Genomic DNA, 14,766 nt, shown 5'->3' on the forward strand with positions numbered 1-14,766 from the left:
TTTCAATAAACTTTTAATTTAATCAGTATTACAAAGGGATTCAGAGGTTTTTACCAACCATTTTTTGCCATTAAGCCATTTTTCGACAAAGCTTGTCTTGAGCGAAGACGAAAGAATCAAAATGACAGATAAATTAACTTTTCAGACAGCCTCTTTTTAAGGATTGTCAACCAGTATCTAAAACTTATATTCCTAAAGAAGTAAACATCTCTTTTAGTCTTGGTTCAGAAGGTCTTGGTGCATTTGCATCAACAATTTTTCCATCAGGATCTATCAATATAAATCTTGGAATGCCAGTAATTTGGTACGCTTGCTGAAAACTAAAATCTTGACCAGACCAAAGCTGCACACCACCTAAATCTTTTTTCTTTACAAAATTTCTCCATTTTTTTTCGGCAGCTTCCCAAGAACCACCACTTCTTCGAGATTCATCAGTAGAAATACTTACAAACTCAATGTTTTTATTGTGATACTCTTTTTCCAATGCTTTTAAATATGGAATTTGTTGTATACAAGGCCCACACCAAGTTGCCCAAACATCTATATAAACAAATTTTCCTTTAAAAGAATCTAAAGATTTCTTTCCTCCTTTAATATCTACATAGCCTTCAAATTTAGGAGAAGGTTTTCCTTTTCTTATTGTTTTGTTGCTTGCGTATGTTTTATCAAAATAAGAAAACATCTGCTCATTTTGTTTGGTAACCAAACTTACTAAAGCACTATCTAAATTGTTGTAAGAATTTAAAATACTATCATAATCTTTTTTCAAAGCATCCATTTTAGAGGTAAATTCTGCTTCCTCTAAATTAAGTATGGTAGTTGGATTTCCAATATTTTGACTCTTATTTAATTGCGCAATAATAAACTCACTATTAGCAGCGCCATTTCCAGAATATTTAAAGCTATTCATAAATGCGTCTGCATTTCCTTTAATGGTTATTTCAAAACCATTTTTTAAATAAATAGGAGCCCTTTTAGCACTGCTTGTTTGAAATGTGTAAATATCTGCTTTTGGTACTTTTAGAGTGTCTTTAAAAGAACCATCTTCATTAATTGAAATCGATTTTATTAGACCATTTCTTCCTAAAATATTAACGATAGAGTCTTTGTTGTTTTCTAATTTTCCAGAAAGTGTAACATAGGCTTTAGGTTCTTTTTTACAAGAGGCTATTATTAACAAGAATAAAATAGCTAAAGGTAATTTTTTCATTTTATGTTTTTAAAATTTTTATGCAAATATAGTTCATATAGAATTTAAAATTTGTTAAAAATGATTTGGATATAAAGTGATGAATTCGCACTTTTGGGCAAGAATCAACCAAAAGATGAATAATACACATATTATAGATAATCAACCTCTAAATTTAACTAAAATTCAAGCCATTATTTCTTTGGATAAAAAATTAACTTTATCTGAAGCTGCTATTCAAAGAATAGAAAAATGTAGGGCTTATTTACATGAAAAAACGAAATCGATTTCGAAACCAATTTATGGAATAAATACTGGTTTTGGAGCACTGTATAATGTAAAAATAAAAGGTGAAAACCTACAAAAGCTACAAGAAAATTTGGTAATGAGCCATGCTTGTGGTACAGGAGATGAAGTTGCTAAAGAAATTGTAAAACTCATGATTTTATTCAAAGTAAAATCTTTAAGTTATGGACATTCTGGAGTGCAATTAGCAACTGTAAATAGGCTAATAGATTTCTACAATAACGATATTATTCCTGTGGTTTATGAGCAAGGTTCTTTAGGAGCTTCTGGTGATTTGTCTCCTTTAGCACACCTATCTTTACCTTTAATTGGTTTGGGAGAGGTATATTATAAAGGTGAAAAAATGCCTACAGAAAAACTCTTAAAAATCTTTTCTTGGGATAAGATAAACCTACAATCTAAAGAAGGTTTGGCATTGTTAAATGGTACACAGTTTATGTCTGCTTATGGAATTTATTGTTTGCTAAAATCTCATAAATTATCTTATTTAGGAGATGTAATTGGTACGATTTCTTTAGAAGGTTTTGATGGCAGAATTGAGCCCTTTAATGAGTTGATTCACTTTGCAAGACCACATAATGGACAAATAAAAACAGCAAAAAGAATTAAAGATTTATTACAAGATAGCGAGCTAATTGTTCAAGAAAAGCAGCATGTACAAGACCCATATTCTTTTAGATGTATGCCACAAGTGCATGGAGCAAGTAAAGATGCCATTCGTTTTGTAACCAAAACTTTTTTAACGGAAATAAATTCTGTGACAGACAATCCTAATATTTTTGTAGATGAAGATGAAATTATATCTGGAGGTAATTTTCATGGACAACCTTTAGCTTTAGGATTAGATTTTTTAGCGATTGCAATTTCAGAATTGGGTAATATTTCAGAACGCAGAACTTATCAATTAGTTTCAGGTCACAGACATTTGCCTCCTTTTTTAGTAGCAAATCCTGGTTTAAATTCTGGTTTTATGATTCCACAATACACAGCAGCAAGTATTGTAAGTCAGAACAAACAATATGCAACACCAGCAAGTGTAGATTCTATTGAGTCTAGTAATGGGCAAGAAGACCATGTTTCTATGGGCGCAAATGCTGCCACAAAATGTAAAAAAGTAGTAGATAATTTACAAACTATTTTAGCGATAGAATTGTTTACAGCATCTCAAGCTTTGAGTTTTGGTAATGGAAAAAGCTCTCCGTTTTTAGAAAGTATTGTTGGTTTGTTTCGACAAGAAGTTACTATTGTAGAAGAAGACAGGGTTTTACATAATGATATTGTAAAAAGTGCTGACTTTATCGCTTCTTTAGAGATTGATTCTGAGGAGTTGTTTGGGTAAGTTAGCTAACGTGTTTGTGTATGGTTAGTTGCGTGATTAAGCACTAAAGATAGCAAATATATCCCGAATAGAAAATCCGCTAGGATTTTCGTAAGTAGGCAATAAGCTAGCAATTAATTATACACGGTGTTGGGCATAGTTTTTTTTAATTAACATTTTTCATTAACCAATTGGTTCCATCAATTAATTCCATTACTTGTTCTTTAGTTGGTTCAATATCTTTTTTATGAGAACATAGGTTTCTTATGTCAGCTAAATAACTAATTTTCCTCCAAGTTGTTGTTTCGTAAATTTCTCCACTTTTTAATAGTTCATTTAAGTTGGAAATTCCAGGATTCTTTTTTCGGATTGTAATTTTATGGTTTGCACAAATCATTTTCAGATGTCCTTCTATGATTACTCCACATAATGCCCCAGATGCTCTTGGACTAATTTTAATTAATTCTTTTGCTGAATCTAATTCACTTATTTGCAAATTCGTAAGTAAAGACCCTTCGATGTCATCTATTATACTGTCGATTCTTGGAATTAAAGAAATTAAGATTGTATATTGATTGTAAAAATTCGTTAGTGTTTCATCTTTTGAGTCAAAATCTGGATAAGAATATGACGAAGGTACAATTCCTTTGATATAGTCTTGAATCACATAATTGCCATAACCCAAAATTTTTCGCTTAGGGTCAATCTCGTAAAAACTTTTAAATTCTGTGTATCTATCAGTTGCTAAAATTTGTACAACTTTCAAAGCTTTTGAATACCATTGTTGATATTCCAAATGGAAAGAGTATTTTTTGTTTTTACTTTTACCTTGTAAAAACTCAATTATTTTTTCAGAATCATTTATTAAATTAGTAATCTCTTTTTTTATTTCTGCTTTTACTTTCATTCAGGATTTTTAATTATGACGATTCTGTTAAATTATGCCCAACGTTATCACGTTTATTCAACGTTTTAATGTTTTATAAACGTAGTTAGCTAAGTTCGGTATTTTTTGGTAAAAAGTCAACAGTAAAACCACATGTTTTTAAGGCATAAAAAATCCCAAACTTTCATTTGGGATTTTGTATTTAATCATTTGTCTCGGTTTCTGTTCGAGTTTCTTCTTTTTTCTTACCTTTTTTAATTTTTATGGTGAGTTTGTTTTCTTTCTCATCCAAATCCATAGTAATTGTATCTCCTTCTGTAAGTTTAGAGTTTACAATTTCTTCTGCCAAAGCATCTTCAATATATTTCTGTATGGCTCTTTTAAGTGGTCTTGCTCCATATTTTTTGTCAAAACCTTTGTCTGCTATATAATCTTTTGCAGTTTCGCTTAAATTTAAAGTATAGCCTAAATCTGAGATTCTGTTTAATAACTTGTCTAATTCAATATCTATTATAGAATGGATGTCTTCTCTTTCTAAAGCGTTAAATACAATAACGTCATCAATTCTATTTAAAAATTCAGGTGCAAAAGATTTCTTTAAAGCACTTTCTATAACCGATTTTGCATGTGCATCTGCTTGTTCTTTTTTAGAAGAAGTACCAAAACCAACTCCACCACCAAAATCTTTTAACTGACGAGCACCAATGTTAGAAGTCATAATTATTATGGTATTTCTAAAATCTATTTTACGTCCTAAACTATCAGTAATATGTCCATCATCTAAAATCTGTAATAACATATTAAACACATCTGGATGCGCTTTTTCTATCTCATCTAACAAAATTACAGAGTAAGGTTTTCTTCTTACTTTTTCTGTTAATTGTCCTCCTTCTTCATAACCTACATATCCTGGAGGTGCTCCAATTAATCGAGAGATGGCGAATTTTTCCATGTATTCACTCATATCAATTCTAATTAAAGAATCATCAGAATCGAATAATTCACGAGCTAAAACTTTTGCCAATTGTGTTTTTCCAACTCCAGTTTGCCCTAAGAAAATAAAAGAACCAATAGGTTTGTTAGGGTCTTTTAATCCTACTCTGTTTCGTTGAATGGCTTTTACTACTTTAGTAACAGCTTCATCTTGTCCAATTACTTTACCTTTAATTAGTTGAGGTAATTCGTGTAAACGATGACTTTCTGCTTCTGCAACTCTATTTACAGGTATTCCTGTCATCATAGAAACCACTTCTGCAACATTATCTTCTGTTACAATTTCTCTATTCAATTTAGAATCTTCTTCCCATTGATTTTGAGCTGAATTTAAAGCAGCTTCCATATTTTTTTCATCATCACGCAATTTTGCAGCTTCTTCGTACTTCTGTCCGTTTACAGCTTTTGTTTTTCGGTCTCTAATGATTTCTAATTGCGCTTCTAATTCTAAAACTTGCTTTGGAACTACAATATTAGTGATATGAATTCTAGAGCCAGCTTCATCTAAAGCATCAATTGCTTTGTCTGGAAGATATCTATCAGTCATATACCTGTTGGTTAATTTTACACAGGCTTCAATAGCATCATCTGTATAATCTACATTATGATGTTCTTCATATTTACGCTTAATATTGTTTAAAATCTGAATTGTTTCTTCTACAGAAGTAGGATCTACAATTACCTTTTGAAAACGTCGTTCTAAAGCACCATCTTTTTCGATGTTTGTTCTAAATTCATCTAAAGTAGTTGCACCAATACATTGTATTTCACCTCTTGCCAAAGCAGGTTTTAGCATATTAGAAGCGTCTAAAGACCCAGTAGCACCACCAGCACCAACAATAGTGTGAATTTCATCAATAAAAAGAATAATATCATCATTCTTTTCCAATTCATTCATTAAAGCTTTCATACGTTCTTCAAACTGACCTCTATATTTTGTGCCAGCTACTAAACTTGCTAAATCTAAAGAAACAATGCGTTTGTCAAATAAAATACGCGATACTTTTCTGTCTACAATACGCAAAGCCAAACCTTCTGCAATGGCAGATTTACCAACACCAGGCTCACCAATTAACATGGGGTTGTTTTTCTTTCTACGACTTAAAATTTGAGAAACACGCTCAATTTCTTTTTGCCTACCTACAACAGGATCTAATCTTCCTTGTTCTGCTAAATCTGTCAAATCTCTACCAAAATTGTCTAAAACTGGCGTTTTTGATTTTTTAGCAGTTTTTCCTTTTTGAGGTTGCTCAAATGGGTTTGGTTTTTCTGATGCAAATTCGTCATCAGAAGGAGTTTCTGCAATTGGGTTTATAGGTAAATCAGTATCTGTATCTGGATCTACGTGTAACTGTTTGTAAATTGCTTTTGCTTCGTCATAATTTACATGATATTTATGAATCAACTTGGTAGTTGGGTCATTTTCATTACGTAAAACGCATAACAATAAATGTGCAGTATCAATGGCTTCACTTTGATATAATTTGGCTTCTAAAAAAGTAGTTTTTAGAGCTTTTTCTGCTTGTCTTGTTAATCGTAAACTAGGTTTGTCTGCGCTTTCTGTAAATGTAGGATTTGTAGGGTTTAGTTGCTCTAATTTTTTACGCAATAAACTTAAATCAACATCAAATGCTGTTAATATCTCTATTGCTTTTCCTTCTCCTTTTCTTATCAAACCCAATAAAAGATGCTCTGTTCCAATAAATTCATGCCCTAATCTTAAAGCTTCTTCTTTACTGAAGGTAATAACATCTCTAACTTTTGGTGAAAAATTATCGTCCATATTTCTTTCTATCTATAATTGATGTGTTGTAAATTTAGTCCTTTTTTTTGTAGATAATTACAAAAAAGATGCCAATGGTAAAAAACTGACAGTTTGACTCTCCAACCAAGGTAGAAAACTCTTGTAAATCAAGCAAATAAAAAAGTGTTAAAAATTATCAAAAAATGTTGATAACTCTACTCAATTCAGAAAGTCAAAACCTTTGTAAATACTGAAAGAAATAGTATCTTGCCTTGTTTTAAAAAAAAGACTAAATTTTAATTAAAAATATATATGGCAGACGGAGAAAAGTTAATTCCGATTAACATTGAAGAGCAGATGAAATCTGCATACATCGATTACTCGATGTCAGTGATAGTTTCAAGAGCATTACCAGATGTAAGAGATGGTTTAAAACCTGTTCATAGAAGGGTTTTGTATGGAATGCATGAATTAGGAATTAAAGCAACTGGGTCTTATAAAAAATCAGCAAGAATTGTTGGAGAAGTTTTAGGTAAATATCACCCACATGGAGATACTTCTGTATATGATTCTATGGTACGTATGGCTCAGGATTGGAGTGTGAGATATATGATGGTAGATGGCCAAGGAAACTTTGGTTCTGTAGATGGAGATAGCCCTGCAGCAATGCGTTATACAGAGGTTAGAATGCAGAAAATATCAGAAGAAATGTTAGCTGATATTGAGAAAGATACAGTAGACCATACCTTAAATTTTGATGATACATTACATGAGCCTACAGTTTTACCAACTAGAATTCCTGGGTTGTTAATTAATGGAGCTTCTGGTATTGCTGTTGGTATGGCTACAAATATGGCTCCACATAACTTAACAGAAGTTATTAATGGTACTGTTGCATACATTCAAAATAGAGACATAGAGATTGATGAGTTAATGCAACACGTAACTGCTCCAGATTTTCCAACTGGAGGAACAATTTATGGTTATGATGGTGTTAGAGATGCTTTTCATACGGGTCGTGGACGTATTGTAATGCGTGCTAAAGCTGTTATTGAAGAAGTAAAAGGGCGTGAGTGCATTATTGTTACAGAAATCCCTTACCAAGTGAATAAAGCAGATATGATTAAAAAAACTGCTGATCTGGTAAACGAAAAGAAATTAGAAGGGATTGCCAATATTAGAGACGAGTCTGATAGAAACGGAATGCGTATTGTGTATATTTTAAAGCGTGATGCAATTCCAAATATTGTTTTAAATAAGTTATATAAATACACACAGTTACAAACTTCTTTCAGTGTAAATAATATCGCTTTGGTTAATGGAAGACCAGAACAATTAAATTTAAAACAACTAATTCATTATTTTGTAGAACACAGACATGAAGTTGTAGTTCGTAGAACAGAATTTGAATTGAAGAAAGCAGAAGCAAGAGCACATATTCTAGAAGGATTAATTATTGCTTCTGATCATATAGATGAAGTAATAAAAATTATTAGAGCATCTTCTAATGCAGATGAAGCTAGAGAGAAATTAATTGAACGTTTTGAATTGACAGAAATTCAAGCAAAAGCAATTGTAGAAATGCGTTTGCGTCAATTAACAGGATTAGAGCAAGATAAGTTACGTGCAGAGTATGATGAGATTATGTTAACGATTGCTGATTTAAAAGATATTTTAGCAAACGAACCTAGACGTTATCAAATTATTACAGATGAGCTTTTACATATCAAAGATAAATATGGTGATGAACGTAGGTCTGTAATAGAATATGCAGGTGGAGATATGCGTATAGAAGACATGATACCAGATACGAAAGTTGTGGTAACAATTTCTAATGCAGGATATTTAAAACGTACCAATCTTGAAGAATATAAAGTTCAGAATAGAGGAGGTAGAGGACAAAAAGGAGCTACTACAAGAAATGAAGATTTCTTAGAGCATTTATTTGTTGGTACAAACCATCAATATATGATGTTCTTTACTCAAAAAGGAAAAGTATTTTGGATGCGCGTTTATGAAATTCCTGAAGGAGGTAAAAACACCAAAGGAAGAGCAATGCAGAACTTAATCAACATTGAACAAGATGATAAAGTAAAAGCATTCTTAGTAACTCAAGATTTAAAAGACGAAGAGTACATTAATAGTCATTATGTAATTATGGCTACTAAAAAAGGTCAAGTTAAGAAGACATCTTTAGAGCAGTACTCTCGTCCAAGAACAAATGGTATCAATGCAATTACCATTAAAGAAGGTGATGAATTATTAGAAGCAAAATTAACAACAGGAGATAGCCAAGTAATGTTAGCGTTAAAATCTGGAAAATCTATTCGTTTTGAAGAAGCAAAAACAAGACCAATGGGTAGAACAGCTTCTGGAGTAAGAGGTATTACGCTTCAAAATGAAAATGATGAGGTTGTTGGTATGGTTGCTGTAAATGATATGGAAAGCAATATTCTTGTAGTATCTGAAAAAGGATATGGAAAACGCTCTAGTTTAGAGGATTACAGAATTACCAACAGAGGTGGTAAAGGTGTTAAAACGTTAAATATTTCAGAAAAAACAGGTAATTTAGTTGCTATTAAAAATGTAGATGATTCTAATGATTTAATGATTATCAATAAATCTGGTTTAACTATTAGAATGGCTGTAGAAGACTTAAGAGTTATGGGACGTGCAACACAAGGTGTTCGTTTAATAAATATTAAGGATGATGATAGTATTGCAGCTGTTGCTAAAGTTGTTCATGAAGAAGAATCAGAAGAAAATTTAGAAAATGGCACGGAAATTGAAAATGACTCAAATGAAAATCAAGAATAACAATTAATATCAATAAAATGAAAAAACAAATATTAGCCTGTGCTGTAGCTTTTCTTTCGTTAGCCACTTTTGCACAAAAAAAAGAAATTAGAGCAATTGAAAAGGCTGTAAAAAAAGAGCAACTTTCTGAAGCAAGAAAATTAATTTCTAATTTAGAATCTAACGAAGCAGCTATAGAAGATAAATATAAAGCAAAATACTATTATTTAAAAGGAGCTAGTTATGGTGCATCTAACATAGAAAAGGCTGCAGAAGCTTATAATAAACTTTTTGAACTAGAAAAAGCTTCAGGTAAAGCAAAGTACAGTAAAGAAGCAGGCGCAAAACTAAATGGATTAATTACTACTGTTTCTGAGAAAGCTATAAAACAATACAATGCTAAAGATTACAAAAATGCTACTAAGAATTTTTATTTAACCTATGTTTTAAGTCCAAAAGATACTACATTTTTATACAATGCAGCTTTAAGTTCTACTATAGATAAAGATTATGATACTTCTTTAAAATATTATAAAAAACTAAAGGAAATTGGTTATACAGGTATCACTACTCAATATTTTGCAAAAAATGTTGCAACTGATAAAGAAGAGTCTTTTCCAAATAAAGATTTAAGAGATCTTTCTGTAAAAAGTAAATCTCATACAAGTCCAAGGGATGAAATGTCTGAATCTAAACAATCAGAAATCATCAAAAATATTGGATATATCTATGTAAATCAAGGTAAACCAGAATTAGCAATAGAAGCCTTACAGGAGGCAAGAAAAGCAAATCCTAAAGATATTAACTTAATTTTGAATGAAGCTCAGATGTATATCAAACTAGACAAAATGGATAAGTTTGGAGAGTTAATGCAAGAGGCAGTAAAGATAGATCCTACAAATCATTTATTATTTTTTAATTTAGGAGTTATCAATCAAAATCAAGGTAAAACCAAAGAGGCCATTGATTATTATAAAAAAGCAACTGAATTAAAACCAGATTATGGAGATGCTTATTTAAATTTGGCGATTGCAATTTTAGATGGAGAAAAAGCAATTGTAGATGAGATGAATGAAAATTTATCGAATGAAAAAAAATACAATGAATTGCAAAAAAAACAAAAGAAATTGTATCAAGACGCTTTACCATATTTAGAAAAAGCAGATAGTATTGGTAGAAGTATAGATACTGTTAGAACTCTTTTAAACATTTATGATACTTTAGAGTTAACTGAAAAAGCAGATAAATTAAGACCTGTTTATAAAGAAATGAGAAGTAAACAATAGGCTGTTTAAGTTATAAATAATAAAAAAACCAAGATTAAAATCTTGGTTTTTTTGTATCATTTTTAAATTATTTTTTTAATCATCCTTAATTTATGTGTATGTTTTTGTAGATCTTCATTAAAAATACCACTATGATCTAAAGTATCTATTCTTACTTTTCCATACGAGTGAATAATGTGATAATTATTTAAAATAATCCCAACATGAACGATTTCTCCTTCTTCATTATCAAAAAAAGCCAAATCACCAGATTCGCTCTCTTCTATAAAACTTAAAACTTCACCTTGAGTTGCTTGTTGTTTGGCATCTCTAAATAATTGATAGCCACAAAGTTTGTAAACCATTTGCGTAAAACCAGAACAGTCTATGCCAAAAGGGGTTTTTCCTCCCCATAAATAAGGAGAGTTTAAATAGATAAAAGCTATTTTTAAAATTTCACTTTTGTCTTTTTTGCCAGATATAACTGCACCATCATATAAAAAAGAATTAAGATTTATTTGTAATTTATTATTATGATAAGAAGGTAAATATGCACCTAAAGGAATTGTTGTAAGTTCGCTTTTATGGTTGGTAATAAAATCAACTATTTCTCCAGAATAATGTTTTTCTTCGGTAATTATTTTAGAGAAAAAATCTTGAGGAACTATTTTGTATTGTTTATTATTGATAAAACCTTCGTAATTATCAAAACTCAAACGTATTTTACTCCATTCTTTTTGCTGTTCTAGAATTTCAAAAGTTTCGCCAAACAAAACCTGACTAATCATATCTGATGTGTCAGAAGTCTCAGCCCTTAAAGGAACTATACTTAAATCGCAAATACCGAATAACAATTTATGAGTTTTGAGTTTCTAATAAAGTTTTTATTATATTCTTTCTAACACCATAGCACTAGCACCTCCACCACCATTACAAATTGCAGCAGCTCCTATTTTAGCATTATTTTGTTTTAAAATAGAGGTTAAAGCAATTACAATTCTTGCTCCAGAAACACCTAAAGGATGTCCTAAAGAAACTGCACCACCATTTACATTTGTTTGTTTATCAGAAATGCCTAAAATTTTCATGTTTGCCAAACCAACAATAGAAAAGGCTTCATTTAATTCAAAATAATCTACTTCGTCTATAGAAATATTTGCTTTAGCTAAAGCTTTTGGTAGGGCTTTTGCTGGTGCAGTTGTAAACCATTTTGGCTCGTGAGCTGCATCTGCATAACTTTTTATTTTTGCTAAAGGGGTTAAGTTTAGTTCTTTTGCTTTATCAACAGACATTAAAATTAAAGCAGCAGCACCATCATTAATGGTAGATGCATTTGCTGCAGTAACTGTACCATCTTTAGTAAAAGCTGCTCTTAATGTAGGGATTTTCTCCATTTTTACATTTTTATACTCTTCATCTTCAGAGAAAATAATAGGTTCACCTCTTCTTTGAGGTATAGATACAGGTACAATTTCATCATCATATTTTCCTTCATTCCAAGCCTTTGCAGAACGATTGTAAGATTGTATAGCAAAAGCATCTTGATCTTCTCTTGAAAATTTATATTCAGTAGCACAAGCATCAGCACAAACACCCATAGCAACTTTGTCATAAGCATCTACTAAACCATCTTTTTGCATACCATCTTCCATAGTAATTGGTCCAAATTTAGAACCATTTCTTGCATGTTGGTAGTGTGGTATTGAGCTCATATTTTCCATTCCTCCAGCAACAACAATATCTGCATCACCCAAAGCAATGGTTTGAGCCGCTAACATAATAGATTTCATTCCAGATGCACACACTTTATTTACAGTAGTACAAGGTACTGAGTTTGGAATATTTGCACCAATAGCAGCCTGTCTTGCAGGAGCCTGCCCTAAGCCAGCAGAAACTACATTGCCCATAAACACTTCTTCTACATTTTCTGGAGATAAATTAATTTTATCTAAGGCTCCTTTTATGGCAATTGCGCCTAATTTTGTAGCGGGTATAGAAGATAAGCTTCCTAAAAAGCTTCCAATTGGTGTTCTAGCAACAGAAACAATTACAACTTCTTTCATAAGAGATTTAAAATTTATGTATTGATAAATGTATGGCTAAATTAATCTTTTTTAATCAATTTTAATTTATTATTAAGGTTCATTTTTAGACTTAACTTTTTTGCTGTAAGTTTGTTGAAAGAAGATTCGTTATATGAGTAATATTGTAAACAAACTATATCAAAAGAATACCATTATATATAAGGTTATTCTTTTTCTTGTTGCAACTGTAGCAATCGTCTACTTATTTCCCAAAGGAGGTCAATTTAAATATGATTTTAGCAATGGACAATTATGGAAATATGATAATTTAAATGCACCTTTTGATTTTGCGATTCAAAAATCTGAAGAAGAAATAGGTGTAGAGAAGAAACAAATAGAGGTTAATTCTAAACAATACTTTCTTTTAAATGATGATGTTGTTTCTCAAGTAAATGCTAATTTTAAAAGAAGAACTTCTAATTTAAACATTTCAGATTCTCTTACAGTAAAAGAACTAAACTCTTTAAAAAGAAAAGGGCAAAAAGTTATAGATGAAGTATATAAAACAGGATTTTTAGAAGTCATTAGCCAAGATAGAGTTAACAATAAAAACGAAATTATTGCAATAAGAGATGGTAATGAAGTAAAAGATGTACTGTTTAAAAACCTTTATTTTTCTAAAGAAGTTCTAAGCCTTATAAAAAATAGTTTGGGAGAAGAACCCTATAGTTATGGGCAAAAAATAATGTTAAATATATTAACAGAAATTATTACTCCCAATGTTTCTTTTGATAAAACTTTTACTGAAAAAGTAATTGACAATCAGATTAAAAATATTTCTTATACAAAAGGAAAAGTATCTAAAGGAGAATTAATTATTTTAAAAGGAGAAATTGTTGAAGGTAAAAAACTAGCCATATTAAATTCTCTTAAAAGTGAATCAGAATCTCAAGTTTGGACAGACTCTAACTACAATTGGATTATTTTTGGATATACCATTTTAGTGTCTTTAGCATTGTTAATGTTATTGCTATTTCTTCAAATTAATAGAATAGAAATCTATAATAATAACAATAAGGTAACCTTCATATTTTTTAATGTTTTTTCAATGATTTTCATTCAAACATTAGTTATAAAATATAATTCTGATTATTTATATGTTGTTCCATTAAGTATACTACCAATTATACTAAAAGCTTTTTTTGATGCACGTTTAGGATTGTTCACACATGTATTAACAGTTTTACTTTTAGGATATATTGTGCCTAATAGTTTTGAATTTATTTACCTTCATATCATTGCAGGTATAGTAACCATACTTACAGTTTCTGAATTGTATAAAAGAGCAAATTTATTTATATCCGTTGCTCAAATTACTTTAATTTATATGCTTACTTATTTTGCGTTTTCAATTATTAAAGAAGGAAACGCTTCACAAATTAATTGGAATTATTTTATGCTTTTCGCAGCAAACGGACTGTTATCATTTCTGTCTTTAATTCTCATTTATATTTATGAAAAATTATTTGGTTTAGTTTCTGATGTTACACTTTTAGAATTATCAAATACAAACACTAAGTTATTAAGAGAATTAAATGAAAAAGCTCCAGGTACATTTCAGCATTCAATGCAAGTAGCAAATTTAGCTGAAGCAGCAGCAAATGAAATCGGTGCAAATTCTATGTTGGTTAGAACAGGAGCACTGTATCATGATATAGGTAAAATGATAAATCCACAATATTTTATAGAAAACCAATCTACAGGAGTTAATCCTCATAATGATTTATCTCCAAGAGATAGCTCTAGCATTATCTTAAACCATGTGATAAAAGGAGTAGAGTTAGCAAAAAAGAATAAATTACCAGATAGAATAATAGATTTTATTAGAACGCATCATGGAACTAGTACAACTTATTATTTTTATAAAAAAGAACAAGATTTAAATCCAGACACAATTGTAGATTTAAAAGATTTTAAATACAAAGGGCCAATACCTTTTTCTAAAGAAACAGCAATACTAATGATGTGTGATGCTTCTGAAGCAGCATCAAAAAGTTTAAAAAAACCAACTGCACTATCTATTAATAATTTAATAGATAAAATAGTTGATAAGCAAATAGCTGAAAATCAGTTTTTAAATTCAGATATTACATTTAGAGAAATAGAAATTATTAAAAAAGTTATCAAGAAAAAATTGATGAATATTTATCACTTAAGAGTAGAATATCCTGAGTAATAAAAATAA

9 protein-coding genes are annotated in these 14,766 nt (G+C 30.4%); 4 read left to right on the top strand and 5 right to left on the bottom strand.

Annotated elements, in window-relative coordinates:
- Window positions 1-184 precede the first annotated feature (184 nt).
- The gene (locus ACY2RW_RS04490; RefSeq protein ID WP_490121508.1) at window positions 185-1,210 is read right to left on the bottom strand and encodes a TlpA family protein disulfide reductase; all 1,026 of its coding nucleotides are present in this window, start codon (window positions 1,208-1,210) and stop codon (window positions 185-187) included.
- A gap of 115 nt (window positions 1,211-1,325) precedes the next feature.
- On the opposite strand from ACY2RW_RS04490, the gene hutH reads away from it, so the two are divergent.
- On the top strand, window positions 1,326-2,834 hold the full coding sequence (gene hutH, locus ACY2RW_RS04495) for a histidine ammonia-lyase (protein WP_490121724.1): 1,509 nt from the start codon (window positions 1,326-1,328) through the stop codon (window positions 2,832-2,834).
- A 145-nt stretch (window positions 2,835-2,979) separates the two neighbouring features.
- Here hutH and ACY2RW_RS04500 read toward each other — a convergent pair whose 3' ends face one another.
- Together ACY2RW_RS04500 and ACY2RW_RS04505 are read right to left on the bottom strand one after the other, a co-directional pair.
- The gene (locus ACY2RW_RS04500) at window positions 2,980-3,720 is read right to left on the bottom strand and encodes a hypothetical protein (protein ID WP_490121509.1); all 741 of its coding nucleotides are present in this window, start codon (window positions 3,718-3,720) and stop codon (window positions 2,980-2,982) included.
- Window positions 3,721-3,901: 181 nt separating this feature from the next.
- Window positions 3,902-6,475, bottom strand: a complete 2,574-nt coding sequence (locus ACY2RW_RS04505) for an ATP-dependent Clp protease ATP-binding subunit (RefSeq protein ID WP_490121510.1) — start codon at window positions 6,473-6,475, stop codon at window positions 3,902-3,904.
- A gap of 273 nt (window positions 6,476-6,748) precedes the next feature.
- On the opposite strand from ACY2RW_RS04505, the gene gyrA reads away from it, so the two are divergent.
- Both gyrA and ACY2RW_RS04515 read left to right on the top strand, forming a co-directional pair.
- A complete protein-coding gene (gyrA, locus tag ACY2RW_RS04510) occupies window positions 6,749-9,253 on the top strand; it encodes a DNA gyrase subunit A (RefSeq protein WP_490121511.1) in 2,505 nt (834 codons plus the stop codon).
- A 17-nt stretch (window positions 9,254-9,270) separates the two neighbouring features.
- Window positions 9,271-10,518: a tetratricopeptide repeat protein gene (locus ACY2RW_RS04515; protein WP_490121512.1), complete on the top strand. Its 1,248-nt coding sequence runs from the start codon at window positions 9,271-9,273 to the stop codon at window positions 10,516-10,518.
- A gap of 62 nt (window positions 10,519-10,580) precedes the next feature.
- On the opposite strand, the gene ACY2RW_RS04520 is transcribed toward ACY2RW_RS04515, so the two are convergent.
- Both ACY2RW_RS04520 and ACY2RW_RS04525 read right to left on the bottom strand, forming a co-directional pair.
- A complete protein-coding gene (locus ACY2RW_RS04520) occupies window positions 10,581-11,351 on the bottom strand; it encodes a C40 family peptidase (RefSeq protein WP_490121513.1) in 771 nt (256 codons plus the stop codon).
- Window positions 11,352-11,384: 33 nt separating this feature from the next.
- Window positions 11,385-12,560, bottom strand: a complete 1,176-nt coding sequence (locus tag ACY2RW_RS04525) for an acetyl-CoA C-acyltransferase (RefSeq protein WP_490121514.1) — start codon at window positions 12,558-12,560, stop codon at window positions 11,385-11,387.
- 133 nt (window positions 12,561-12,693) lie between these two features.
- Here ACY2RW_RS04525 and ACY2RW_RS04530 point away from each other — a divergent pair, with 133 nt between their 5' ends.
- Window positions 12,694-14,757 (top strand): HD family phosphohydrolase, encoded by a 2,064-nt coding sequence (locus tag ACY2RW_RS04530; protein ID WP_490121515.1) that lies wholly within the window; start codon window positions 12,694-12,696, stop codon window positions 14,755-14,757.
- Window positions 14,758-14,766: the final 9 nt, after the last annotated feature.

Source organism: Polaribacter sp. 2305UL8-11 (assembly GCF_058147165.1).